The 24,170-nt window shown below is 63.6% G+C and carries 22 protein-coding genes and 1 pseudogene; 11 read left to right on the top strand and 12 right to left on the bottom strand.

The window, feature by feature from the left end; all coding sequences use genetic code 11:
* Position 1: 1 nt before the first annotated feature.
* The 5 genes from EB231_RS29865 to hisS all read right to left on the bottom strand — a co-directional run bounded on the left by EB231_RS29865 (position 2) and on the right by hisS (position 6,503).
* The gene (locus EB231_RS29865) at positions 2 to 1,105 is read right to left on the bottom strand and encodes a calcium:proton antiporter (RefSeq protein ID WP_172352010.1); all 1,104 of its coding nucleotides are present in this window, start codon (positions 1,103 to 1,105) and stop codon (positions 2 to 4) included.
* 199 nt (positions 1,106 to 1,304) lie between these two features.
* A complete protein-coding gene (locus EB231_RS29870; RefSeq protein ID WP_172352011.1) occupies positions 1,305 to 3,077 on the bottom strand; it encodes an AMP-binding protein in 1,773 nt (590 codons plus the stop codon).
* Positions 3,078 to 3,178: 101 nt separating this feature from the next.
* On the bottom strand, positions 3,179 to 3,877 hold the full coding sequence (gene hisG, locus EB231_RS29875) for an ATP phosphoribosyltransferase (RefSeq protein WP_172352012.1): 699 nt from the start codon (positions 3,875 to 3,877) through the stop codon (positions 3,179 to 3,181).
* The gene (locus tag EB231_RS29880; protein WP_172352013.1) at positions 3,874 to 4,995 is read right to left on the bottom strand and encodes an ATP phosphoribosyltransferase regulatory subunit; all 1,122 of its coding nucleotides are present in this window, start codon (positions 4,993 to 4,995) and stop codon (positions 3,874 to 3,876) included. Before EB231_RS29880 ends, hisG begins: the two co-directional genes overlap by 4 nt.
* A gap of 11 nt (positions 4,996 to 5,006) precedes the next feature.
* Positions 5,007 to 6,503: a histidine--tRNA ligase gene (gene hisS, locus EB231_RS29885; RefSeq protein ID WP_172352014.1), complete on the bottom strand. Its 1,497-nt coding sequence runs from the start codon at positions 6,501 to 6,503 to the stop codon at positions 5,007 to 5,009.
* Positions 6,504 to 6,754: 251 nt separating this feature from the next.
* Between hisS and EB231_RS29890 the strand changes: the two genes are divergently transcribed.
* Together EB231_RS29890 and EB231_RS29895 are read left to right on the top strand one after the other, a co-directional pair.
* Positions 6,755 to 7,006 carry a hypothetical protein gene (locus EB231_RS29890; RefSeq protein ID WP_172352015.1) on the top strand — a complete coding sequence of 84 codons (252 nt, stop codon included), beginning with the start codon at positions 6,755 to 6,757 and terminating at the stop codon, positions 7,004 to 7,006.
* A 56-nt stretch (positions 7,007 to 7,062) separates the two neighbouring features.
* Complete coding sequence (locus EB231_RS29895) at positions 7,063 to 7,452, top strand: hypothetical protein (RefSeq protein WP_172352016.1); 390 nt, start codon at positions 7,063 to 7,065, stop codon at positions 7,450 to 7,452.
* Between the two features lie 3 nt (positions 7,453 to 7,455).
* Here EB231_RS29895 and EB231_RS29900 read toward each other — a convergent pair whose 3' ends face one another.
* Positions 7,456 to 8,094, bottom strand: coding sequence for a DNA-3-methyladenine glycosylase I (locus tag EB231_RS29900; RefSeq protein ID WP_172352017.1), 639 nt, complete (start codon positions 8,092 to 8,094; stop codon positions 7,456 to 7,458).
* Between the two features lie 214 nt (positions 8,095 to 8,308).
* On the opposite strand from EB231_RS29900, the gene EB231_RS29905 reads away from it, so the two are divergent.
* Both EB231_RS29905 and EB231_RS29910 read left to right on the top strand, forming a co-directional pair.
* Positions 8,309 to 9,049 carry a L,D-transpeptidase gene (locus EB231_RS29905; protein WP_172352018.1) on the top strand — a complete coding sequence of 247 codons (741 nt, stop codon included), beginning with the start codon at positions 8,309 to 8,311 and terminating at the stop codon, positions 9,047 to 9,049.
* 261 nt (positions 9,050 to 9,310) lie between these two features.
* Entirely contained in the window at positions 9,311 to 10,231 is a 921-nt protein-coding gene (locus EB231_RS29910; protein ID WP_172352019.1) for a bifunctional 5,10-methylenetetrahydrofolate dehydrogenase/5,10-methenyltetrahydrofolate cyclohydrolase, read from the top strand.
* 10 nt (positions 10,232 to 10,241) lie between these two features.
* Here EB231_RS29910 and glcF read toward each other — a convergent pair whose 3' ends face one another.
* The 4 genes and pseudogenes from glcF to EB231_RS29930 form a co-directional block, all read right to left on the bottom strand.
* A complete protein-coding gene (gene glcF, locus EB231_RS29915) occupies positions 10,242 to 11,567 on the bottom strand; it encodes a glycolate oxidase subunit GlcF (RefSeq protein WP_172352020.1) in 1,326 nt (441 codons plus the stop codon).
* Positions 11,568 to 11,577: 10 nt separating this feature from the next.
* Positions 11,578 to 12,783, bottom strand: a complete 1,206-nt coding sequence (locus EB231_RS29920; protein ID WP_172352021.1) for an FAD-binding protein — start codon at positions 12,781 to 12,783, stop codon at positions 11,578 to 11,580.
* Between the two features lie 64 nt (positions 12,784 to 12,847).
* Positions 12,848 to 14,344 (bottom strand): FAD-linked oxidase C-terminal domain-containing protein, encoded by a 1,497-nt coding sequence (locus tag EB231_RS29925; RefSeq protein WP_172353087.1) that lies wholly within the window; start codon positions 14,342 to 14,344, stop codon positions 12,848 to 12,850.
* Between the two features lie 160 nt (positions 14,345 to 14,504).
* Positions 14,505 to 15,827, bottom strand: a pseudogene (locus EB231_RS29930) (DUF3422 family protein).
* A gap of 209 nt (positions 15,828 to 16,036) precedes the next feature.
* Between EB231_RS29930 and EB231_RS29935 the strand changes: the two are divergent.
* Genes EB231_RS29935 through EB231_RS29945 form a run of 3 tightly spaced genes read left to right on the top strand, consistent with a single transcriptional unit; the run spans position 16,037 to position 18,807 of the window.
* The gene (locus EB231_RS29935) at positions 16,037 to 16,840 is read left to right on the top strand and encodes a FadR/GntR family transcriptional regulator (protein ID WP_172352022.1); all 804 of its coding nucleotides are present in this window, start codon (positions 16,037 to 16,039) and stop codon (positions 16,838 to 16,840) included.
* Between the two features lie 25 nt (positions 16,841 to 16,865).
* Positions 16,866 to 18,002, top strand: a complete 1,137-nt coding sequence (locus tag EB231_RS29940; protein WP_140774924.1) for an alpha-hydroxy acid oxidase — start codon at positions 16,866 to 16,868, stop codon at positions 18,000 to 18,002.
* A 37-nt stretch (positions 18,003 to 18,039) separates the two neighbouring features.
* Positions 18,040 to 18,807 (top strand): metallophosphoesterase family protein, encoded by a 768-nt coding sequence (locus EB231_RS29945; RefSeq protein ID WP_172352023.1) that lies wholly within the window; start codon positions 18,040 to 18,042, stop codon positions 18,805 to 18,807.
* Between the two features lie 35 nt (positions 18,808 to 18,842).
* Here the strand turns inward: EB231_RS29945 and EB231_RS35570 are convergent, their stop codons facing one another.
* On the bottom strand, positions 18,843 to 18,974 hold the full coding sequence (locus tag EB231_RS35570) for a hypothetical protein (RefSeq protein WP_013893872.1): 132 nt from the start codon (positions 18,972 to 18,974) through the stop codon (positions 18,843 to 18,845).
* A 324-nt stretch (positions 18,975 to 19,298) separates the two neighbouring features.
* On the bottom strand, positions 19,299 to 19,997 hold the full coding sequence (locus EB231_RS29950; protein WP_172352024.1) for a type 1 glutamine amidotransferase: 699 nt from the start codon (positions 19,995 to 19,997) through the stop codon (positions 19,299 to 19,301).
* Between the two features lie 88 nt (positions 19,998 to 20,085).
* On the opposite strand from EB231_RS29950, the gene EB231_RS29955 reads away from it, so the two are divergent.
* The 4 genes from EB231_RS29955 to EB231_RS29970 all read left to right on the top strand — a co-directional run bounded on the left by EB231_RS29955 (position 20,086) and on the right by EB231_RS29970 (position 24,099).
* Entirely contained in the window at positions 20,086 to 20,733 is a 648-nt protein-coding gene (locus EB231_RS29955) for a hypothetical protein (protein ID WP_172352025.1), read from the top strand.
* Positions 20,734 to 20,764: 31 nt separating this feature from the next.
* Positions 20,765 to 21,499 carry a 16S rRNA (uracil(1498)-N(3))-methyltransferase gene (locus EB231_RS29960; protein ID WP_172353088.1) on the top strand — a complete coding sequence of 245 codons (735 nt, stop codon included), beginning with the start codon at positions 20,765 to 20,767 and terminating at the stop codon, positions 21,497 to 21,499.
* A 144-nt stretch (positions 21,500 to 21,643) separates the two neighbouring features.
* Complete coding sequence (locus EB231_RS29965; RefSeq protein ID WP_172352026.1) at positions 21,644 to 23,017, top strand: glutamate--cysteine ligase; 1,374 nt, start codon at positions 21,644 to 21,646, stop codon at positions 23,015 to 23,017.
* Positions 23,018 to 23,106: 89 nt separating this feature from the next.
* Positions 23,107 to 24,099, top strand: coding sequence for a DUF937 domain-containing protein (locus EB231_RS29970; RefSeq protein ID WP_172352027.1), 993 nt, complete (start codon positions 23,107 to 23,109; stop codon positions 24,097 to 24,099).
* The last annotated feature ends 71 nt before the right edge of the window (positions 24,100 to 24,170 follow it).

A 24,170-nucleotide genomic window follows, 5' to 3' on the forward strand; every position in this document is an offset into this window, starting at 1 on the left:
TTCACGGTATAAATATCAGAAATACATAAGTAAAAAATGCCACAAGATGGACCATTCCGGTCAGGAACGTCGTTCTTTCAGTGCTGAAGCTTACATTGCATATGAAAAGCGCCAGGACCAAAAGGACCGCATCGGCAGCCGGCAGCCCCAGGGTCAGTCCTCTCCCCGTCAGCAGGCTGGCGGCTGCGACTCCCGGTATGGTCAGGCCGATCGTGGCGCAAGCCGAACCCATCGCGACATTCAAGCCGCGCTGCAGTTCGTTGTTGAGGGAAGCGCGCACCGCCGAAATGGCCTCCGGCATCAACACCAGCCCCGCGATCATTGCCCCCACAATGCTGTCAGCCTGGGTCACCTGATAGGCAACGAGCGTATCTTCGACGCTTGCCGCGACCTGCTCGGCGAGCATGACAATTCCGATCAGCCCGGCCACCAACAGAAGAGCGCTGGCAGAGATGCTCTCGTGAGGGGCAGCGCGCACCGAAACGTCGTGTGGTTGTCCCTGGATAAAGTCTTCCCGGTGCCGGACGGTCTGCGCGAACACGAAGCTTGCATAGAGCAGCACCGAGAGGACGCTGACGAAACCAAGTTGGGCTGCCGAAAACGTGCCGGGATCCGTGGTCTGGGTGTAGGTCGGCAGAATAAGCGTCATGACGGTCAGCGCGATCAGAACCGCCAGATAGGCACTGGTCCCTTGCCGCACGATGGCCTGCTTGCGATGACGCCAGCCGCCAAGCGCGAGACACACGCCGACAACGCCGGTGGATGTGATCATCACCGTGGAGAAGACGGACTCCCGTGCCAGCGTCGGGTTGTTCTCTCCGTGTAGCATCATGGAAACAATGATCGACACTTCGATTGCCGTGACGGCAAACGTCAGCACCAGCGTGCCGTACGGCTCCCCTACCCGCCGAGCCACCGCCTCGGCGTGGTCGAGCACCACGAAAATGGTGACGAACATGATCGCACTCGACAGCGCACCAACAAGGATCCTGGCGTTCAGCGAACCCTGGTCCACCGACAGCCCGCTGGCTCTGACCGCGACAGCCATCGCCAGCGCAGCGAGGGGCATCGCGTAGGAAATCGCCGATCGTCCGAAACCAGTCATTCAAGCCCCCATGTGTTCTGCGAACCTTTGCGGAAAGCCTGTGGGGAGCGCCTCAGCCAATGTCATCGCAAGGCCGGCAAGCCCATCACCCGGCGTTCGACTCCAGCAAACGACACCGACCCGCGGCTCCTGAAGATGCCGCAAGGTCGCGCGACGTCGGCATTATTGAGCGCAACGACAAAATCGAGGCGTCCACCCCTCACGCCGTCTTCTGCGCCACCAGCCCCAGTTCCTCCACCATCGCATTGCGCATCAGGAATTTCTGCGGCTTGCCCGTCACCGTCATCGGCAATTCGGTGCGGAAGCGGATGTGGCGGGGGATCTTGTAGTGGGCGATCTGGCCGGCGCAGAAGTTTCTGATCTCCTGTTCGGTGGCGATCTGGCCGGGCTTGAGCACGATCCAGGCGCACAACTCCTCGCCATACTTTTGGTCGGGAATGCCGAACACCTGCACTTCCCTTACCTTGGGATGGCGATAGAGGAATTCCTCGACCTCGCGCGGATAGACATTCTCGCCGCCGCGGATGACCATGTCCTTGACCCGGCCGACGATGTTGCAATAGCCCTCGGCATCGATGGTGGCGAGGTCGCCAGTGTGCATCCAGCCGTCGCCATCGATCGCCTCTCGGGTCTTTTCGTCGTCGTCCCAATAGCCCTTCATGACGGAATAGCCGCGCGTGCACAGTTCGCCCGGCGTGCCGACGGCAACGGTGGCGCCCTCAGAATCGACGGCCTTGACCTCGACATGAGGGTGGATGCGCCCAACCGTAGAGACGCGCTTTTCCAGCGGATCGTCGACGCCGCTCTGGAATGAGACCGGGCTGGTCTCGGTCATGCCGTAGGCGATGGTCACCTCGGACATATGCATCAGTGATACCACCTTCTTCATCACCTCGATCGGGCATGGCGAGCCGGCCATGATGCCGGTGCGCAGGCTGGAGAGATCGAAGACGCTGAAATCGGCATGATCGAGCATGCCGACGAACATGGTCGGCACGCCATAAAGGCCGGTGCAGCGCTCCTGTGCCACGGCCTTCAGCGTCGCACCGGGATCGAAACCCTCGCCCGGGAAAACCATGGTCGCTCCCTTCGACACGCAGCCCATCGTGCCCATCGACATGCCGAAGCAGTGATAGAGCGGCACCGGGATGCAGAGCCGGTCGTCGACGGTGAGCTTGATCGCCGAGGTGACGAAATTGCCGTTGTTGACGATGTTCAAATGGGTCAGCGTCGCGCCCTTGGGCGCACCCGTCGTGCCCGAGGTGAACTGGATGTTGATCGCATCGTTCGGCTTCAGTCCCTCTGAAATGCGGTCGAGACTGTCATGCTCGTCGCGACCCGCCATGGCCAGCACGTCGGCGAAATTGAACATGCCTGGCGAATTGTCGTCGCCCATGCGGATGACAATTTTCAGCGCCGGCAATTTTTGCGCCTTGAGCTTGCCCGGCGTGGCCTTGGCGATCTCCGGCGCCAGCGTCTCGACCATGCCGAGATAGTCCGAGGTCTTGAAACTGGCGGCCGTCACCAGCGCCTTGCAGCCGACCTTGTTCAGCGCATATTCGAGTTCGGTCAGCCGGTAGGCCGGGTTGATGTTGACCAGGATCAGGCCGATGCGGGCGGTGGCGAACTGCGTCACCAGCCATTCCCATCTGTTGGGCGACCAAATGCCGACGCGGTCGCCCTTTTCGAGACCGAGCGCCAGAAATCCCGCAGCCAGCGCATCCACCGTGTCCGACAGTTCGCTCCAGGTGAAGCGCTTGTCCTGGCCGACGAAAACGGCGGCATCCTGCGTGGCGTATTTGCTGGCGGTGTCGGAGAAAAGTGCCGGAATGGTCTTGTCGAGCAGCGGTACCTTGCGCTCGCCCGAGACATGCGCCCTGCCATCGACGGGTGCGATAAAGACGCTGCCGGCGCGCGCGCCGCGGCCGCGCAGATTGGTGGCGTTCTTCAGCTCGTCGAGATTGACCGGCATCGCTGTCTCCTCCCAGACCGCATCGAGCCTATCAGCCTGCCGGGACGGTGGAAATCCCGCCGATGGTACTGGAGTTCTGTTCCATGGAGGGGGAGTGATCGTTACACGACCGCCGCCGCCATCTTCGTGACGATGTCGCGCAAGATGGCTTCATCGCCTGAGGCACGCGCCTTCTTCGATGCGACCAGACAAGCCTGCGACTTCAACACGACGCCGTCACCCAGCACCTTGAGGTGGTTGGCCCGCAGCGTCGAACCGGTCGTGGTGATGTCAACGATGACATCGGCAAGTCCCGCCGCCGGCGCGCCCTCGGTGGCACCCAGGCTTTCGACGATGCGATAGACCTGGATGCCGTGCTTCTGCGAGAAGAATTGCTGTGTCAGCCGCCAGTATTTGGTGGCAATCCTCAGCCGCCTGCCATGGCGCTGGCGGAAATCGGCGGCGACGTCGTCGAGGTCGGCCATGGTGTCGACATCGAGCCAGATCTCGGGCACGGCCACCACGACGTCGGCATGGCCGAAGCCGAGACGGGCGGCGATTTCCGCACGCGCCTCCCAGTCGGCCAGGTTTTCCCGCACCAGATCCTCGCCGGTGATGCCGAGATCGACCGCACCCTGGCCGATCTCGCCCGATATTTCGGACGCCGACAGGAAGACGACCTCGACATTGTCCAGGCCTTCGACACGGGCATGATATTTGCGCTCGTCGCCAGGCAGGCTGATGGCGAGGCCGGCCTTGGCCAGTACGTCCAGCGCCTGCTCTTTCAGCCGGCCCTTCGAGGGAATGGCCAGCGTGATCATGGTACCGTCTCCCGCAACGCCTCGATGCGGTCGAGCCAAACGGAAAAGCCGACGCCGGGGATGGCTGTCTTGGCGCCAAGCAATGTCAGCAACCGGTCGTAGCGGCCGCCGCCGGCCAAGGGACGCTCGCCGCCTTGCGCCGCGATTTCGAAAACCACACCAGTGTAGTAGTCGAGCGGACGGCCGAAGGCGGCGTCATAGCGGATGTTTCCTGCCGGCAAGCCATGGGCCTCGATCGCCCCGGCACGGGCGGCGAATTTCTCCAGCGCGGCCCCCAGAGAAAGCCCAGCACCGGCGGCGAAGGTCTCCAGCGCCTCAGCCGCGCCATCGAGCGGGACGTCGATCGCCAGAAAGCCTTTCAATGCCGCGAACGCCTCATTCGACAGCCGAACGCTGCGCAATTCGGCCTTCTCGATCAACCGCCGCGCAATGTCGGAGGGCGAGCGCCCGGCAGTTGCCGAAAGCCCAGCCTCTTCCATGCCGCCAGCGATGCGGGTCGAGAGACCTTCGAGATCGCCATCGAGGACAAGGGCGGCGACATCGCCAGAGAGCTGGCCGTTGCGCGGCGGGTTAGCGAGGTCGGCGAGTGCCGCCTGCAGCATTGGCGCCGAGCCGAAGGCACGGGCCAGCCGCATGCGCCAGCCGCGCGGCAGGCCGAGTGCGGCCAGCACCGCTTCGAAGATGCCCTGGTCGCCGAGCGTGACCGTCAGCGGCTGGCCGGGCAGCACAAGCGACAGCAGCGCATGCGCATCGGCCACGGAGCGGGCATCGGCTTGCGCCGTGTCGCGGTCGCCAAGATCCTCGATGCCGGCCTGGAAGAATTCATTGCCGCCTTCGCGGCGCTGGCGGAACACTTCCCCCAGATACGAATAGCGCCGCGGCGTGCCGGCCTGCGAGCTTATGTGGTCGAGACAGACCGGAATGGTGAACTCCGGCCGCAGGCACAAGGTCTGCCCTGTCTCGCTTTCGGTGAGGAAAATGCGGCGGCGCAGATCCTCGCCGGCCATGTCGAGGAACGGGTCCGCCGGCTGCAGGACGGCGACCTCGACCGCGTGCGTGTCGCGCGCGGCGAAGAGGCTGGTGATGTCGGCTGCGATGGCGGGGTAGCGCGAGGTCACTGGCCGCGCTCTTATTTCGCGCGATCGGCAGCCTGCGCCGCCAGGATCTTCTTCACCTCGGCGACCAGTTCACTTTCAGCCACCGTGACCTGCGCCGGGCGGGCGGCGCGCCATTCGGCGTTGTCGGTAATTTCGGCGGACATGCGCGCGCCTTCGATCAGATCCTTGATCTGCAGCTCGCCCTTGGCGCGCTCGTCGCCACCCTGGATGATTGCGACCGGGCAGCCGCGCCTGTCGGCATATTTGAGCTGCGCCTTCATGCCGGCGCCGCCGAGGTACATTTCGGAGCGGATGCCGGCGGCGCGCAATTCGCTCACCATCTTCTGGTAGCGGCCGAGGCTCTCGGTATCCTTGTCCATGACCAGCACGACGACGGGCGCGATCACATCAGCGCTGTCGAGCTTGCCGAGGTTCTTCAGCGCCGTCATCAATCTGGAAACGCCAATGGAGAAACCCGTCGCCGGCACCGGTTCGCCACGGAAGCGCGAGACGAGACCGTCATAGCGGCCGCCACCACCAACCGAGCCGAAGCGCACGATCTGGCCGTCCTCATTGGGAATTTCCGCCAGCAATTCAGCCTCGAAGACAGGGCCCGTATAATATTCGAGGCCGCGCACGACGGAGCGATCCATGGCGATGCGGTCTTCGCCATATCCTGCCGCCCTGACCAAGGCTTCAATGGTCGAGAGTTCGCCGACGCCTTCCTGGTAGGTCGCGTTCGAATTGACCATGGAATCCTGGCCGACCTGTGCATTTCTCGCTGTTGCCTGAAGAACCGCCTCGGCTTGCCCGTTGTTCAAGCCGGCCCCCTTGGCGAAGTCGCCTTCGCCTTCCTTGCCGCCATCCCAGCGGCCGGGCCCAAGCAGGAGCTTCACCCCTTCCGGCCCGAGCTTGTCCAGCTTGTCGATCGCGCGCAGCACGGTCAGGCGGCGTCCGGCATTTTCATCGCCCCCGAGGCCGATTGCCTCCAGCACGCCATCGAGCACCTTGCGGTTGTTGACGCGGATGACATAGTCGCCGCGCTTGATGCCGAGCGCTTCCATCACGTCGGCCATCATCATCGCCATTTCGGCGTCGGCGGCGACGCCCGGCGTGCCGATCGTGTCGGCGTCGAACTGCATGAACTGGCGGAAGCGGCCGGGGCCGGGCTTCTCGTTGCGGAACACCCAGCCGGAGCGGTAGCTGCGATAGGGTTTTGGCAGGCGTTCGTAATTCTCGGCGACGAAACGTGCCGTTGGCGCCGTCAGGTCATAGCGCAGCGACAACCACTGGTCGTCATCATCCTGGAAGGAGAACACGCCTTCATTCGGCCGGTCCTGGTCGGGCAGGAATTTTCCGAGCGCATCGGTGTATTCGATCAACGGCTGGTCGGCGGGCTCGAAGCCGTAGAGCTCATAGACCGAGCGGATCGTCGCCATCATCTTCTCGACGGCGCGAATGTCCTCGGCGCTGCGGTCGGCAAAACCGCGCGGCAGCCGCGCTTTCGTCTTTTCCGATTTATCGGCCATGAGATGTTTGCCCGGAGTTTCGTGGTGCTTGCAGGTCAACAATGTTGCGATCTTCGCAACGCGCGTGTCCTAACCGATGAAGCCCAGAGCGGCAAGGGTCGCCTCCTCGGGCATGCCCGGGTCAAGAGAAGACGGAAGCGAACTTGCGTGAAACAAAACGCGCTGAAAATGAAACAATCCCGCCATGAGCGCGGCATCGTACCGACACAATCGGAACCGATACACCGCATCGACATGAAGGGGTTCGGAACATGACCAGCGCAGTGAAATTCCATGCCGATAGCGATGCTGGCGCGTTGCCGGCGCGGTTGCGCCCGGCGAGCATCCATGCACCGAAAGTGCTCGCCCAGGCTGCAGGCCCGTTCGATGTGCCGGTCGCCACCGACAACGGGACTTCCCTGCGCGACGCATTGGTGACCGGGCTGCTGGTCATCTATCCGACGGTGGCCACGGTGGTGGCAATCGTTGCCGGACTTTTCCTGGCCAGCGCCAACGGCACCTGAACCGCCCGCTTCGTCGGGAGCGATATCCAAGAATTTTCTTGATCGGGGGATTGAGCATGCGATTGGGCTACGCATACGCGCTTGGCTGCGCACTTCTTCTTGGAACGGCAGATCCTGCCAGCGCCGCGGGTTGCAAGCCCAGCGATGCCGCCCTTGCCGGCCACTACTACCTGCGCGGCGTCATGGAGGTTGGCTCCGAACTGCTGCTCAGGAAGGACGGCAGCTTCGAATTCATGCTCGCCTACGGTGCCAACGACCAGTACGGCAAGGGCTGCTGGGTGAAGAAGGGATCGACCGTCGAGGTCATTCCGGCTGGACGCAGTTCGGCATCGACGCATCACACACCCGACGACAGCGGCTTCAGCGGTCTGGTGCTGACCATTTCCGGCCGCAGCCTGGTGTGGGCCATCAACGGCAGCGGACACAAGGGACGGTTTGAGAGGTGAGCCTCATTTCGGCCGCTTGAAAGCCTTCCGTTCCTTCTCGACCTCCTTGCGGCAGATGCAGCCTTCGAGATGGTCGTTGACCAGGCCCATGGCTTGCATGAAGGCATAGACCGTGGTTGGGCCGACAAAGCTCCAGCCGCGCTTCTTCAATTCCTTCGAAATCCGCACCGAGACCGCCGTGGTCGGATTGGCGCGCAAATGGGCGAGATCGACAATTCTGGGCCGCTCCTCCTTGCCGGGTTCGAATTTCCAGAACCAGGCGGCGAGCGAACCGAACTCGTCCACCATCTCGCGGGCGCGCTTGGCGTTGTTGATGGTCGAGACGATCTTGCCACGATGGCGGATGATGCCGGCATTGCCGAGCAGGCGCTCGACATCCTTGTCGGTGAAGGCGGCGACCTTGTCGAAGTCGAAGCCGGCGAAGGCCTCGCGAAAATTCTCGCGCTTGCGCAATATGGTCAGCCATGAGAGGCCCGACTGGAAGCCTTCGAGGCAGATCTTTTCAAACAGCCTGCGGTCATCGGCCACCGGCCGGCCCCATTCATGGTCATGGTAGTGCAGATAATCGGGCAGGTTGCCGTGCCAGAAGCAGCGCGCGACACCGTCGGGACCGGCAAGCAGGCCGGTGCTTTCATTGCTCATTGCGAAAAATCCATCCGTTAACGCGCTTCTGCGCCGCTTTTACCGTGGCTTTACCAGATTCCTGAACCGGGCGGTAACCACACCAAAAGGTTTACTGACAGAACCGCATTTTACGCATTCCGATTCATGTTTCGGTTGCTGCTTGCGCGCCAATGATCGCTGAACCGGGCAGTGTTTCCACCCGGTTGTATCAGACGATCAAGGTGCGTTCCCGATGAAGAGAGTTTTGTTTTCCGTGCTCGGCGCCGTGGCTGTATTTGCCGGCGTCACACCCTCGGCCGCTGGCGACCGCTATGCCGACAGGCCGCCGGTTATGGTGAGCCCCGATCTTTCCGCCCCCTGGGTGCTGCAGCTTGGCCGCGCGCCGGGCATCGTACGGCAGAACCGCCAGATCGTGCAGCAGCCACGCCTGCGCACCGCGCAATCGGCACAGCCCGACCGGGTGCAGACGGCCGCCGTGCAGGCGCCGGCCAAGCGCATGGTGATGCGCCCACAGATCAACCCGATCTACCTGCCGCAGGAAGTCGCCTATGACGGCCCGCAGAAGCCGGGCACGATCGTCATCGATACGACGCAGAATTTCCTCTTCCTGGTCGAGAAGAACGGCAAGGCGCGGCGCTATGGCGTCGGCACCGGCAAGCCCGGCTTCGAATGGTCGGGCACGCACAAGATCACCAACAAGCGCGAGTGGCCGGACTGGCGTCCGCCGGCGGCAATGATCAAGCGCGAGGCCGCCAAGGGCCGCTATCTGCCGACCTTCCTGGCCGGCGGCATCGAGAATCCGCTTGGCGCCCGTGCGCTCTATCTCGGCACGACCGAGTACCGTATCCACGGCACCAACCAGCCGTGGACGATCGGCGGCGCGGTGTCGTCGGGCTGCATCCGCATGCGCAACGAGGACGTCGTCGATCTCTATGAACGGGTCAATGTCGGAACCACGGTTGAGGTGATATAATAGCCTAAGCGAATCACTTGACCCGGACATACATCGTTTCCGGAAATTGGAAGGAATAACGGGGGACGGGCCGTATGGGGATGCGGTCGGTCGAGAAGGGCAGCGCGGGAGACCGCGCTGCCCTTTCTTTTGATCGGCGTCCCGTACCTGCGACACGGCCCGCGTCGTTGCGTCGCGCAAAAGGCATGGCGGTTCGCTTTCGTGCTGCCATCTTCGATGTTCTTTTGCTATGTCGGCGCCAACGAAAGAAAGAGTTCAGCCATGTCCCTGTCCGATGACAGCCGTTACCTCAAGGGCGGCCCGGTTGCCCAGCGCATCATTGCCGCCGTGCGCGAGGATGCGGCAATTGCCAAAGCAGAGGGTTTTCCGCCCAAGCTGATCTCGATCACCGTCGGCGATACGGATGCGGTTGACGTCTACGTGCGCAACCAGCGCGCCAAGGCTCAGCTCGCCTGCATCGATTTCGAGGAACGGCGTTTTCCCGCCACCATCACCGCGGGTGAACTCGAAGCCGCCATCCACGGCCTGAACGCGGATCCACGCGTCACCGGCATCATCATCCAACGGCCGGTGCCCGCCCATATCCCGATCAGGACGCTGCAGGCAGCGGTGCATCCGCTGAAGGACGTCGAGGGCATGCACCCGGCCTCGATCGGCAACATCGTCTACAATCAGCTCGATCTGGCGCCCTGCACAGCGGCCGCCTCGGTCGAACTGCTCAAGGAAACCGGCCTCGACCTCAAGGGGCTGGAAGTCGTCATCGTCGGCCATTCGGAAATCGTCGGTAAACCGATCGCGTTCCTGCTGATGAGCGAAGGCGCGACGGTTACGGTCTGCCATCACATGACACGATCGGTCGCAGCACATGCGCGCCGTGCCGACGCGCTGTTCGTCGCGGTGGGCAAACCCCGGCTGATCAAGGCCGACATGGTGAAGCCGGGTGCGGCCGTCATCGATATCGGCATCAATTCCGAGATCGGACCGGATGGGACGAGCCACATCGTCGGCGACGTCGACACCGAAAGCGTGCGTGAAGTCGCCTCATGGATCACGCCGGTGCCGGGCGGCGTCGGTCCGATCACGGTCGCGATCCTGCTGCGCAACACGATGGTGGCGCTCAGCCGCCAGCGCGCGCTCTACGAGGCGACCTACGGCACGGCGGACAGGCTCGCGGCGGAATAAGCGCCGGCCCCTACTCGGCGGCGATCAGGCTCTCGTCCAGAACGCCGCCCGGCTTTGGCCCGCCATAGGCCCAGTCGAGCAGTTTTACCGTGTGCACCACCGGCATCCTGGCGGCGGCGGCAATTTGCGTGATGCAGCCGATGTTGCCGGTGGCGACGATGGAAGCTCCGGTCGCCTCGATGTTTTTCACCTTGCGATCGCGCAGCTTGGCCGAAATCTCGGATTGCAGGATGTTGTAGGTACCGGCCGAGCCGCAGCACAGATGACCCTCGCGCGGCTCGCGCACGATGAAGCCGGCCTTGGCCAACAGTTCCTTTGGCTGGCGGACGATCTTCTGGCCGTGCTGCATGGAGCAGGCCGAGTGATAGGCAACGACCGTGCCTGGCTTGCGCACCGGCTCGGGCATATCAAAAGCGGCCAGATATTCGGTTATGTCCTTGGCCAGCGCCGACACGCGCGCGGCCTTGTCGGCATAGGCCGGATCGAGCCGAAGCATGAAGCCGTAATCCTTGATCGTCGTGCCGCAGCCCGACGCGGTAATGATGATGGCGTCGAGCCCGCCCTGGTCGATGGCGCGTGTCCAGGCATCGACATTTTGTCTCGCCGAGGCAAGTGCGGCCTCTTCGCGCCCCATATGATGGACCAGCGCGCCGCAACAGCCCTCGCCCGGCGGCACCACGACTTCGACGCCGAGGCGTGTCAGCAGCGAAATCGTCGTGTCGTTGATGGCGGGATCAAGCACCGACTGCGCGCAGCCGGTGAGGATGGCGACGCGGCCCTTTTTCACCCCCTGCCCGGCATGGACGCCCGGCGAGGCCATCGGTGAAGCCGTGGGGATCGACGCCGGAGCGAGCTTGAGCATCGCACCGAGAGGCTTCAATGACGGCACCTTTTCGAACAGGCCGATGAATGGCTTGCCCAGTTTCGCCAGTTTGAGCGCGACGCGAAAGCGCTGGGGATAGGGCAGCACGAAGGCCAGCATGGCGCGGGTCAGGCGGTCGGGCAGCGGCCGCTTGTAGGTCTCCTGGATGTGAGCGCGCGCATGGTCGACCAGATGCATGTAGTTGACGCCCGACGGACAGGTGGTCATGCAGGCCAGGCACGACAGGCAGCGATCTATATGGGTGACGATCTCCTTGTCGGCCGGACGGCCGTTCTCCAGCATGTCCTTGATCAGGTAGATGCGCCCGCGCGGTGAATCGAGCTCGTTGCCCAGCGTCACATAGGTCGGGCAAGTGGCGGTGCAGAAGCCGCAATGCACGCATTTGCGCAGGATCTTTTCCGATTCCGCGACATGCGGATCGGCAAGCTGGGCAAGTGAAAAATTGGTCTGCATCGCTGATTTCCTAAGCCATGCGGCCGGGATTGAGGAGGTTCCTGGGGTCGAACTCCTGCTTCAGCCGTTGGCTGAGCGCGGCCAGTGCGGGTGCCTGCGGCTCGAATACCGGCAGGGCGGCGCGATGAGCGGGGGCGGCGCGCACCAGCGTCGCATGGCCGCCGCCATGTTTGCGCAACAGTCCGCGCAGCAGAGCAGCTTCCGGGTCACCCTCTTCCATGCGCAACCACACCAGTCCGCCCTGCCAGTCGTAGAAGGCGCTGACGGCGGCCTGCATGCGCAGCGTCAGGACCATCTGGTGACCCTGGGAAGGTGTCATCGAGACACGCCAGACCGGTTTCTCGCTGCCGTCGGCGAAGGGCCTGATATCGCGCACATCTTGCCAGGTCAGCCGGGAAGCCTCGCCCGAAATCTCCTCCAACGGCCCGGCCTTGCCAAGCAGCGTCTTCAGCGCGGCGATGCGATAGGCGACGGACGGGCCAAAACCTTCGACCCGAAGCAAGGTGGCGGCTTCACTGCCCAGCGCGCCTCCCGCGACCCGCGCGGCGATCCGCTCGGGCAGATGAGCGGCACTCGACACTTCCGCGCTAGAGCCGAGCGCCAAGGCCATGGCGCTTGCCGCGGCATCGTCGAGCAGGCCACGCACGGCCAGCGTCACCTCGGTTTCGGCGGCCGGCAGCACCTTGAAGGTAACGTCGGTGAACACGGCCAACGTGCCCCAGCTGTTGGCCATCAGCTTCGACATGTCATAGCCAGTGACATTCTTGACCACGCGCCCGCCGGACTTGAAGGCCTCGCCCCGGCCGGAGACGACGTTGATGCCGAGGATATGATCGCGCGCCGCCCCCGCCTTCAGCCGGCGCGGACCGGAGAGGTTGGCGGCCAGCACGCCGCCGATCGTGCCTTTGCCCGGCTCGCCGCCGAGCAGCGGGCCGTAGTCCATCGGCTCGAAGGCCAGTTGCTGGCCGTTTTCCACCAACAGCTTCTCGATTTCGACCAGCGGCGTGCCGGCCTTTGCCGACAGCACCAGGTCGGCGGGTTCGTAAAGCGTGACACCGGTGAGTTTCGACAGGTCGAGCGTGTGCTCCGTCTGCAGCGGACGGCCGATGCCGCGCTTGGAGCCGTGGCCAAGGATTTCGATCGGCGACTCTTCCACCACCGCTGAGGTAACGGAGGACAGGACTTCGTCTGAGGTGGTCGGGGTGAAGGTGGTCATGGCTGTCCCTGGTTCCTCGCCCCCGCTTTGCGGGGCGAGGAACCCCCGTTCTGATGGGCCATCCTCAAAACCTCGGAATATCCGGGAACGCCACCTGTCCCCGATGCACATGCATGCGCCCCAGTTCCACGCAGCGGCGCAGTTGCGGGAACACCTTTCCCGGGTTGAGCAGATGGTTGGGATCGAAGGCGCATTTGACGCGCATCTGCTGGTCGAGATCGGCCTGGTTGAACATTTCCAGCATCAGGTCGCGCTTCTCGACCCCCACCCCATGCTCGCCGGTGAGCACGCCGCCGACCTTGACACAGAGACGCAAGATATCGGCGCCAAAGCTTTCGGCCTTGTCGAGTTCACCAGGCACATTGGCATCGTAGAGGATCAGCGGATGCAGATTGCCGTCGCCGGCATGGAAGACGTTGGCGACGCCGAGCCCGTATTTTTCCGACAGCTCGCGCATGCCGGCCAGCACGCGCGGCAATTCCTTGCGCGGGATGGTGCCGTCCATGCAGTAGTAGTCAGGCGAAATGCGGCCAACGGCGGGGAAGGCCGCCTTGCGCCCAGCCCAGAAAGTCAGCCGCTCCTGCTCGGATTGCGAGATGCGACAGGTGGTCGAACCATTGCGGATGGCGATCGCCTCGACCTCGGTGATGAGATGATCGACCTCGACGCCCGGCCCATCGAGTTCGACGATCAGCAACGCCTCGACATCCAGGGGGTAGCCGGCATGGACGAAATCCTCCGCCGCATGGATCGCCGGCCGGTCCATCATTTCCATGCCACCCGGAATGATACCGGCGCCGATGATGTCGGCAACGCACTGGCCGCCCTGCTCGCTGGTCGGGAAACCGATCAACAGCGCACGCGCCGTCTCCGGCCGCTTGAGGATGCGCACCGTGACCTCGGTGACGACGCCGAGCAGGCCTTCCGAACCCGTCATGACGCCAAGCAGGTCGTAACCTTCGGTGTCGAGATGGCTGCCGCCCAGCCGCACCACCTCGCCATTCATCAGCACCATCTCGATGCCGAGCACATTGTTGGCGGTAAGGCCGTATTTCAGGCAATGCACGCCGCCGGAATTCTCCGCGACGTTGCCGCCGATCGAGCAGGCGATCTGGGAGGACGGGTCGGGGGCGTAATAAAAACCCTCCTGCTCGACGGCGATGGTGATGCCGAGATTGGTGACGCCCGGCTGGGCGACGACGGTGCGGTTGGGATAGTCAATCGCAAGGATGCGGTTGAAGCGGCTCATGACCAGCAGGACCGCGTCTTCCAGCGGCAGCGCGCCGCCGGACAATGAGGTGCCGGAACCGCGCGGCACGACGCGGATGTTGCGATCATTGCAGTATTTCAGCACGCGGGAGACCTGCGCCACCGTTTCGGGCAGCACGACGACCAGCGGCAATTGCCGATAGGCGGTCAGGCCATCGCTCTCGAAAGCGCGCATTTGGTTGGTCGCGTCAACGACGCCCTCGCCCGGCACGATGATGCGCATATCCGCGATAATCTCGTCGCGCCGGCGCATCGTGGCGTCGTCTGGTTTCGGCATGGCCAGGCCGGACATCAGCAGCCCCCATTTCGCTTGACTGGTCAATATCTTTTACCAGTTAAGCGAGCCGGTTGCAAATGCCGCGATGTGAAGACACTCGTCCAAAGGCCCGAGACGAGCTTCCGTAGCGGCAATCTGCCGCTGTTTTACGCTCCCACAAGGGGTGAGGCAGCCGCTATTCGCCTGGGTGCTTTGCCGGCTCGGAATGCATCCGGCGCACGCGGCGCACGCCCCACCAGACCAGCAGAATGGCCACCGGCACCGAAGCCGCGGTGACGACCTCCGGCGCGAAGGCGTGACCGAAGATCGAGGCGCCCTTGGCGACATAGCCGATGAGGCCGACGACGTAATAGGACACGGCGGCGACCGACAGGCCTTCGACGGTCTGCTGCAGGCGCAGTTGCAGGCGGGCGCGGTTGTTCATCGAGGCGAGCAGGTCGCGGTTCTGCTTCTCGACCTCGACATCGACCCAGGTGCGCAGCAGCGTCGTGGCGCGGGTCAGCTTTCGTGACAAATTGGCCTGGCGCTCCTCGACCGAGCGGCAGGTGCGCATGGCTGGCGCCACCCGGCGCTGCAGGAACCCGCCCCAGGTGTCATAGCCGGGCACGGCTTCCTCCTCGAGCGCTTCCAGCCGCTCGACGACGATGCCGTCATAGGCGCGGCTGGCGCCGAAACGGTAGAGGCTCGACGCGGCGTCCGCCTCCAGTTCGGCGGCGAGTTCGGTCAGGTCCGCAAGCAACGTCTGGCTGTCGCGGGTCTCGGCGACCTTCATTTCCAGCGTGGTCTGAGCCAGCCTGTCCTCGATGCGGCGGGCGCGGCCCGATAGGGTCAGGGCCAGCGGCAGGCCGAGCATGGCCAGCGTGCGGTAGGTCTCGATGTCGATCAGCCGCTGCGACAGTGCCCCGGTACGAGCGGGTGTCAGCCCGCGATCAAGCACCAATATACGGGTCATGCCGTCGCCATCCTGGCGAAAATCGGTGACGATTGCCGCGTTGCCGCGCTCGACCAGCGAGTAGCATAGGCTGGTCGGGTCGAAAGCCGCGATCAGCCGCTCGCTGACTTGCGTCCATTTGCGGATTTCGAGCCGGATGCCCGAGATGACGGTTCCCGGCGGCGAAAAGCCGTTGCCGAAGGGCGAATCCTCCTGAGTCCTGCCATTTTCAGAAAGCGGCCCTTCCCACAGATAGGTCGAGAATTCCGTATGCCGCTCCCAGCGCAGCGAGCCCTTGCCTCATTTCATCGCATGGTGGCGGGCCTGACGATCGGGCGCCGCAATGCCGAGGCGCCGCGACAGTTCGGAAAGCACGGCGTGGTCGACGCCGGAGCCGCCCTCCGTCATGAAGGCGAGTTGCACGAGAACGCGCGGCTTTTCAATGAGCGGATGCGGCCGGGCGTGGACCTCGCCGAGTGCGCCGGGCCGACCCTCATGCGCGGGAAAACCCATGACGCTGCCCTTGGCGCGTGGCTGGAACTCGAGATTGGACGGGTCGTCTGACACGGCTTGTCCCCCGGGTTTCTCTGAACCCTCTTGCGTTCGCGTCCCTCTAGGGCCAATCGCCTGACGACGCAAACAGCAAAGTTTAGCCGAAGATCACAGAACGCCGGGCGGTGAAACCGACGCGCTTCGACCAATTGGATAAATAATTTGACCAGTTGGCGACGCAGGCTTTATCCTGTGCGACACCGGTTCACCTTCCAGGCATTCTGTTGAGCGACATTTTTTCCAGGATCGAGCATTCGCGCACCGCCGACGAGGTGGTGCAGCAGATCGAGAGCCTCATCCTCGAAGGCGTGCTGCGCACGGGCGATCGCTTGCCCGGCGAGCGCGAGTTGGCACGCCAGTTCGACGTGTCGCGGCCGATCCTGCGCGATGCTCTGAAGGCCCTCGAAGGGCGTGGGCTGCTGACGACCAAGGCCGGCGGCGGCACGCATGTCGCCGACATTATCGGCCAGCTGTTCACCAAGCCGGTGGCCGACCTGATCTCGATGCATCGCAAGGCGGTGACCGATTATCTGGAATACCGCCGCGAGATCGAAGGCATCGCCGCCGAATATGCGGCGCGGCGCGCCACCCCGGAGGACCTTGCGCTGCTCGACCGCATCATGGAGCGCATGGACGAGGCGCACCGCACCGGCGATTTCGACGACGAGGCTGAAATCGACGTCGAGTTTCATCACGCGATCTGCGAATGCGCGCACAACATCCTGCTGCTGCACACGCTGCGCTCCTGCTATCGGCTGCTGTCGGAAGGCGTGTTCCAGAACCGGCTGCTGGTGTTTAGCGTGCCCGGCGCGCGCGAGGCGCTGCTTGCGCAGCACAAGGCAATCCATACCGCGGTGAAGGCCGGCGATCCCACAGCTGCCCGACAGGCGGCGATGGACCACATGATTTATGTCGAGCGATCCATGGCCGAAGCCGAGCGCAGCGGCGACTGGCAACGGGTGTCGCGGCTGAGGCTGCGGCAGCGTTCGGAAGCCGGCGATAGCGAACCAGCACGCAGACGCTCCTAGTCATTTCGATTAAGCGGGGACCATCATGAGCGACATTCTCACCATCGCAGACCTCAAGGATCTCGCCCGCCGGCGCGTGCCCAAGATGTTCTTCGACTATGCCGATTCCGGCGCCTGGACCGAGAGCACCTATCGAGCCAACGAAGAAGACTTCCAGAAGATCAAGTTCCGCCAGCGCGTCCTGGTCGACATGAGCAACCGCTCACTGGAATCGACCATGATCGGCGAAAAAGTGTCGATGCCCGTGGCGCTGGCGCCGACCGGCATGACCGGCATGCAGCACGCCGACGGCGAGATGCTGGCGGCACGGGCGGCCGAGGAATTCGGCGTGCCCTTTACCCTGTCGACGATGAGCATCTGCTCGATCGAGGATGTCGCCTCGGTGACGAAGAAACCGTTCTGGTTCCAGCTCTATGTGCTGCGCGACAAGGATTTCGTGCTCGACCTGATCGACCGGGCGAAGGCGGCAAAGTGCTCGGCCCTGGTGCTGACGCTCGACCTGCAGATCCTCGGCCAGCGCCACAAGGATGTCCGCAACGGGCTTTCGGCGCCGCCCAAGATGACGCTGGCCAACATCATCGACCTGGCCAGCAAGCCGCGCTGGTGCCTGGGCATAGCCGGCACCAAGCGCCGCACCTTCCGCAACATCGTCGGCCACGCCAAAGGTGTCGGTGACGTCTCTTCGCTGTCATCCTGGACGACGGAGCAGTTCGATCCGCAACTGTCGTGGAAGGATGTCGCCTGGATCAAGGAACGCTGGGGTGGCAAGCTGATCCTGAAAGGTATCCTCGACAAGGAAGATGCGCTGATGGCGGCCAAGACCGGCGCCGACGCGATCGTGGTTTCCAACCATGGCGGGCGCCAGCTCGACGGCGCGTCGTCGTCGATCATGGCGCTGGAAGAGATCGCGGACGCGGTCGGCGACAAAATAGAAGTGCACATGGACGGCGGTATCCGCTCCGGCCAGGACGTGTTGAAGGCGCTCTGCCTCGGCGCCAAGGGCACCTATATCGGCCGGCCATTTCTTTACGGCCTGGGCGCGCTCGGCAAGGAAGGGGTTACCAAAGCGTTGGAAATCATCCGCAAGGAGATGGACATCACGCTGGCGCTGTGCGGAAAGCGTCTGGTCACCGACATGGGCAAGGACCAGCTCCGGCGCTAGGGTCCGGTGACAGCCTGACCACGGAGACCACGAGGCTTTGGCGGAACCCGGCATCCATTTTCTCGACGCGCATGGGCCGGACGATGTGCGCCTTTACGCGATCGGCGACGTGCATGGCCGGCTTGACCTGCTGGCCGCCATGCACCAGCGGATCGAGAGCGAACTGGAGTGGAAACCGGTTCGCGACTGGCGGGTAATCCATCTCGGCGATTATGTCGACCGCGGGCCAGATTCCAAGGGCGTCATCGATTTTCTGATCGAAGCCCGAAAACGCGACCCGCGCAACCTGATGCTGGCCGGCAACCACGACATCGGCTTTCTCGATTTTCTGGGAAACCCTGAACCGGAAGGGCTCTTCATGCGCTATGGCGGCGTCCAGACGGCGCTGTCCTATGGGGTCTCCCTCACCGCGGACGCCAGTTGGTTCGGCAAGACGGAGACGATGAGACGCGGACATCAAGCCTTGCTCGAAGCTATGCCGCAAAGCCATGTCGATTTCCTGCGGTCGCTGCCGTTCTCGGTGACATCAGGCGACTTCTTTTTCTGCCATGCCGGCATCAGGCCGGGCATTGCGCTGGACAAGCAGAGCCCGCAGGACCTGATCTGGATCCGCGACATTTTCCATGATCACATCGGCCTGTTCCCGAAGATCGTGGTGCACGGCCACACCCCGGTCCCCGAGGCCGAAGTGATGGCCAACCGCGTCAATGTCGACACGCTTGCCTGGCAGTCAGGCATGCTTACCGCGCTCGTCGTCGACGGAGCGGACAAACGCATCCTGGAAATGACAATAAAGGAAGCTTGAGCCGCGCCGCAGGATGCGTCGCCAGCGAGCCGGCTTTAGCGAAGCGAGGCGGTAACGCCGTAGCCGTCTACGGCGTTGTGGTTGTTGGCGGCATCGGCGGCATAGATGCCGAGACCGCAAAGCACGATGGCGGACAACATGGCAAAGGACAGAAGCGCTGCTTTCACGGAGGTCATCTCTTGTTGAGCTTTCTGCATCTGTGCACCAGGCGGTTACCAATGCGTTGAAACGGAGAATTCGCTTCAAAGTTTCGACGATTTCGCGCTTCTAGGCGCGTTCTGTATCGACGGTGTGTCGCACGGGTCACACAAAAGGTTCATCGCGGTTGCACTTATGATGCAGAGCGCGCGCCTTCTAGAATGGCGGGCGGACACAAGCCAAGAATGAAAGGGGTTTTCCCCAACCGGTTTCACGGCCGCGTGCCAATTATGTCACGCGCGGGAATGGACGCTGAGAGACTGTTTCGAAATTCGCTCTGGCGAGTGAGTGTCTCAGATGGTTGCCACCCAGGCGCGAGCAATGGCCAGCCCTGCGGCATCGGCGTCGGGTCCGTTGCGGGCCATTTCGCCATCGAGCTTGCCGGCCCAGTCGGGATGGCGCGCGGCAATGGTCGGGGCGAAGGAGGTGCTCCAGTCCTTCACCATCGGCCGATCGGCCTCGAAATGGAACTGGAAGCCATAGACGGCGCGGCCGACACGAAACGCCTGGTTTTCGGCGATATCATTGCCGGCGAGACGTACGGCGTTTTGCGGCAGTTCGAACGTGTCGTCGTGCCACTGGAAGATCGGGAATTTTTCCGGCAGTTCAGCCAGCACCGGATCGGCCTTGGCATCCCGCGTCAGCGACACGCCGCGCCAGCCGAATTCGTTGGCGGCGCCGATGCGGTTCTCACCGCCGAAGGCGCGGGCGACGAGCTGGCTGCCAAGGCAGATGCCGAGCACGGCGCGGTCCTTGCCGGCAAAATCGCGGGTCAGTTCGAGCAACGCCGGGAAATAGGGATACTCATCGTCGGCCAATGCGTTCTGGCCGCCGCCGAGCACCACCATGGCATCGTGCCCAGCCGCATCCTGCGGCAGCGGATCGCCCTTGTAAGGGAGGCGCACATCGAGATCGGCACCCGCTTCCGCGAGTGCGGCACCAACCTGGCCGAGGCCGGTATTGTCGTAGTTCTGGACCACCAGCACCCGCATCGCAAAACCCTGCTGACATGAAAATGATGCGACGAGCGATATCATGCCGCCCGCATAGCAGCCAAGATGCGTATCCCAGGAGAGAACTATGCCACTGCAGAACCGGGTCGATCCGTTCGGCGCCATCCACGCCGTGCCCGAGCGCGGCCTGTTCACCGGCAATCGCGGCATCATCCATGATCCCGAAACCAAGACTTTGTTGAAGAAACGCTGGGCGCTTCAGGCCTGGATCATCTGCGTGTGCCAGTTCCGCAATGTGCGGCGCGAGCCGATGGGCCGCAACAGGCCCGGCGGCAAGGCCGGCTGGACCGAGCTTTTCTTCCTCGACGAGGTTACGGCCCTGGCGGCGGGACACCGCCCCTGCTTCTTCTGCCAGCGCGGGCGGGCCAAGGAGTTTGTCCAGCGCTTCGGCGAAACCTTCGGCATCGCCGAGCCACGCGCCCCACAGGTCGACAAGCTGCTGCACAAGGAGCGGCTGGCTTCGGGGGGCAGGCCGCCTGTGGTTGCCGTTGAAGACCTTGACAGCCTGCCGGACGGCGCCATGGTTGCTGACGGCGGTTCAGCCTATGCCCTGCGCGGCGGCAAGGCACTGCGCTGGTCGTTCGCCGGCTATGGCCCACCCGTTGACTTTGGCTCACTCGGCGAAAAGACGCTTTTGCTGCTCTCTCCAGCGACAACACTCAACGTCCTGCGGCATGGCTTTCGTCCGGTGTGGCATCCATCCGCCGAGACTTGACGCCAGCGGCCGGCTCGCTCATTCCTCGGCGATGCGCGCCAATTACAAGATGCAACGCCTGTTCGTGCCTGACGATCTCGGCCCGGAGATCGAGTTCGACGCCGGCCAGCAGCAGAGCCATTATCTGATGCATGTGCTGCGCCTTGGCGAAGGCGCCGAGATCCTGGTCTTCAATGGCCGAGATGGTGAGTGGTCGGCGGCCATCGCGGCGAAGTCGAAGAAAGCGGTCAAACTGAGGGTGCTGGCATTGCAGCGGCCGCAGCCGCCACTGCCCGACCTCATCTACTGTTTCGCGCCGCTGAAACAGGGCCGGCTCGACTATCTCGTGCAGAAGGCGGTCGAGATGGGCGCTGGCGTGCTGCAACCCGTCATCACCCAGCACACGCAAGTCGCCAAGCCGTCCATCGATCGGCTGCGCGCCAATGTCGTCGAGGCCGCCGAACAATGCGGCATCCTGGCGGTGCCGGAGGTTCGCGAGGCGGAAAAGTTCGAACGCCTGCTGACCGGCTGGGACAAGGAAAGGCGGCTGGTTTTCTGCGACGAGGACGCCTCGACCAACAATCCGCTGCCTGCGCTGCAGCAGGTGAAGGAGAAGAAGCTGGCGCTGCTGGTCGGGCCCGAGGGCGGCTTTTCCGATGAGGAGCGCAAGATGCTGCGCGCCCTGCCCTTCGTGACCGCCATTCCGCTCGGCCCACGCATCCTGCGCGCCGACACGGCGGCCGTGGCGGCACTTGCGGTGATGCAGGCAACTGTCGGAGACTGGTAGGACGTCATGTCTTGCAAGAGGCAGCGCGGATCGTGGCCTTCAATTCCTCTTGACCTGTGGCTCAGGATTTTTCGCTTGATCGGCTACTGACATTTCGTCCATTTACCGCCGGCGGCTCCACTGGCCGCTTTTGAGGGCTTGATCATGGCGCGCGACACAACCGATTTCCGGCCGATCGAAGGTGTCGACGAACTCGTCGAGCACCTGGCCGAAGGCAACAAGCCGCGCGACAAATGGCGCATCGGCACCGAGCACGAGAAATTCCCCTTCTATGTCGATGGCAACGCGCCCGTGCCCTATGGCGGCGAGCGCGGCATCCGCGCCATCCTGGAAGGCATGCAGGAAAAGCTGGGCTGGGACCCGATCATCGATGACGGCCGCATCATCGGCCTGGTCGAGCCGACGGGCCAGGGCGCGATCTCCCTCGAGCCCGGCGGCCAGTTCGAGCTTTCCGGCGCGCCGCTGGAGACCATCCATCAGACCTGCCGCGAGGGCAATGCGCATCTGGCGCAGGTGCGCGAGATCGCCGAACCGATGGGCATCCGCTTCCTCGGCCTCGGCGGCAGCCCGAAATGGTCGCTGGCCGAGACGCCGAAAATGCCGAAATCGCGCTATGAGATCATGACGCGCTACATGCCCAAGGTCGGCACCAAGGGCCTCGACATGATGTACCGCACCTGCACGATCCAGGTTAACCTCGACTTCGAGAGCGAAGCCGACATGCGCCGCAAGATGCAGGTCTCGCTGAAGCTGCAGCCGCTGTCGACGGCGCTGTTCGCGAACTCGCCTTTCACCGAGAGCCGGCCGAACGGCCTGCAGAGCTGGCGCGGCGACATCTGGCGCGACACCGACAACCAGCGCTCCGGCCTGCTCGAATTCTGCTTCTCGCCGGAGTTCGGTTTCGCCGACTACGTCGAATGGGCGCTCGACGTGCCGATGTATTTCGTCATCCGCGACGGCCACTATCACGACATGACGCACATCACCTTCCGCCAGTTCATGGCCGGCGCCGCGCGCAACGAAGTGCCGGACGGGCTGCCGACGATGGGCGACTGGGCGAACCACCTGTCGACGCTGTTCCCCGACGTCAGGCTGAAACGTTTCCTCGAAATGCGCGGCGCCGATGGCGGCCCGTGGCGGCGCATCTGCGCGCTGCCGGCCTTCTGGGTCGGCCTGCTCTATGACGAGGCGGCGCTCGACGCGGCCGAGGCGTTGACCTCGAGCTGGACCTACAAGGAAGTGCTGGCCATGCGCAACGCGGTGCCGGAGCTGGGCATTTCCGCGCCCTTCCGCAACGCCACGCTGCGCGAGATGGCACGCGATGTGCTGGCCATCTCGCGCACGGGGCTGAAGAACCGCGGCAAGAAGAACCGTGACGGCTACGACGAAACCTCGTTCCTCAACACTTTGGACGAAGTGGTCGCGCGCGGCACGACCAGCGCCGAGGAGATGCTTTCGGCCTACCACACGCGCTGGGGCGGCTCGATCGAGCCGGTGTTCATGGAATACGCCTATTAACCGCGCACGTTAAGGAGCGGCAAAAGCCGCTTCAATCGAGTGTTGAAACGAATTAGGCTCTCTTCCGAGGAATTCAGGAGGAGAAGCCGATGCCTACCTTGTTCGATATGCTGACCCAGGCCCAGAACGGCAACGGCATGCAGGCGCTTGCCCAACAATATGGGCTTTCGATGCAACAGACACAGGCGGCGGTCGCAGCACTGCTGCCGGCCTTTTCGCAGGGGTTGCAACGCAACACCGCCGATCCCTACGGGCTCGGCGCCTTCATGACGGCGATGGCAAGCGGCCAGCACGCCAAATATTTCGAGGACGCGACCCGGGCGTTTTCGCCGCAAGGCGTCGATGAAGGCAACGGCATTCTCGGACATCTGTTCGGGTCCAAGGACCTGTCACGCGCCGTGGCCAGCCAGGCGGCGCAAGCGAGCGGCGTCAGCCAGCAGGTCCTGCAGCAGATGCTGCCCGCGATCGCCTCGATGGTGATGGGCGGCCTGTTCAAGCAGACGACAAATCAGATGCAGTCCGCGGGAGACTTCGGCGGTGGTGGGAACAATCCGCTCGGCGAGATCATCGAACAGATGATGCGGCAAGGCGGCATGCAGGCCCCGGCACCACAACAGCGTCAGGCCCCGCCGCCCCCGAACCCGATGGACAACCCGCTTGGCAAGGTCTTGCAGGACATGTTCGGCGGCGGCACGCCGCAACCGCAGAGCCAGCCGCAGCAAGCGCCCAACCCTTATGGTGACAATCCGCTAGGCAAGGTGCTGCAGGACATGTTTGGTGGCGGCGCGCCGCAGCCGCAAGCCCGACCGCAGCCACAGCAGACGCAGACTATGGTGACAATCCGCTGGGAAAGATCTGAAATGCTGCGGCAGGGAGGATTGGGCGGCGGGCAGCCGGCGCTCTCAGCTCGGCACCGCCAGCGCCGCGCCGCAACCGCAGACCAACCGAGCGGCAGGCCGAGGAACCCGTTCGATGATTTGTTCGGCAAGATGTTCGAGACCGGCGCCCAGCAGCGCGACGACTATCAAAAGGGCGTGGAAACGATCTTCGATCAGTTCAAGCGCGACATGGACCGCAGGTAGGCGCCAAGGCAGCCACCATTTCTGAACACGCCAGAAAAGAAAAGCCCGGTCCTTGGGAGGACCGGGCAACG

The sequence above is a fragment of the Mesorhizobium sp. NZP2298 genome, assembly GCF_013170825.1.
Lineage (GTDB): Bacteria > Pseudomonadota > Alphaproteobacteria > Rhizobiales > Rhizobiaceae > Mesorhizobium.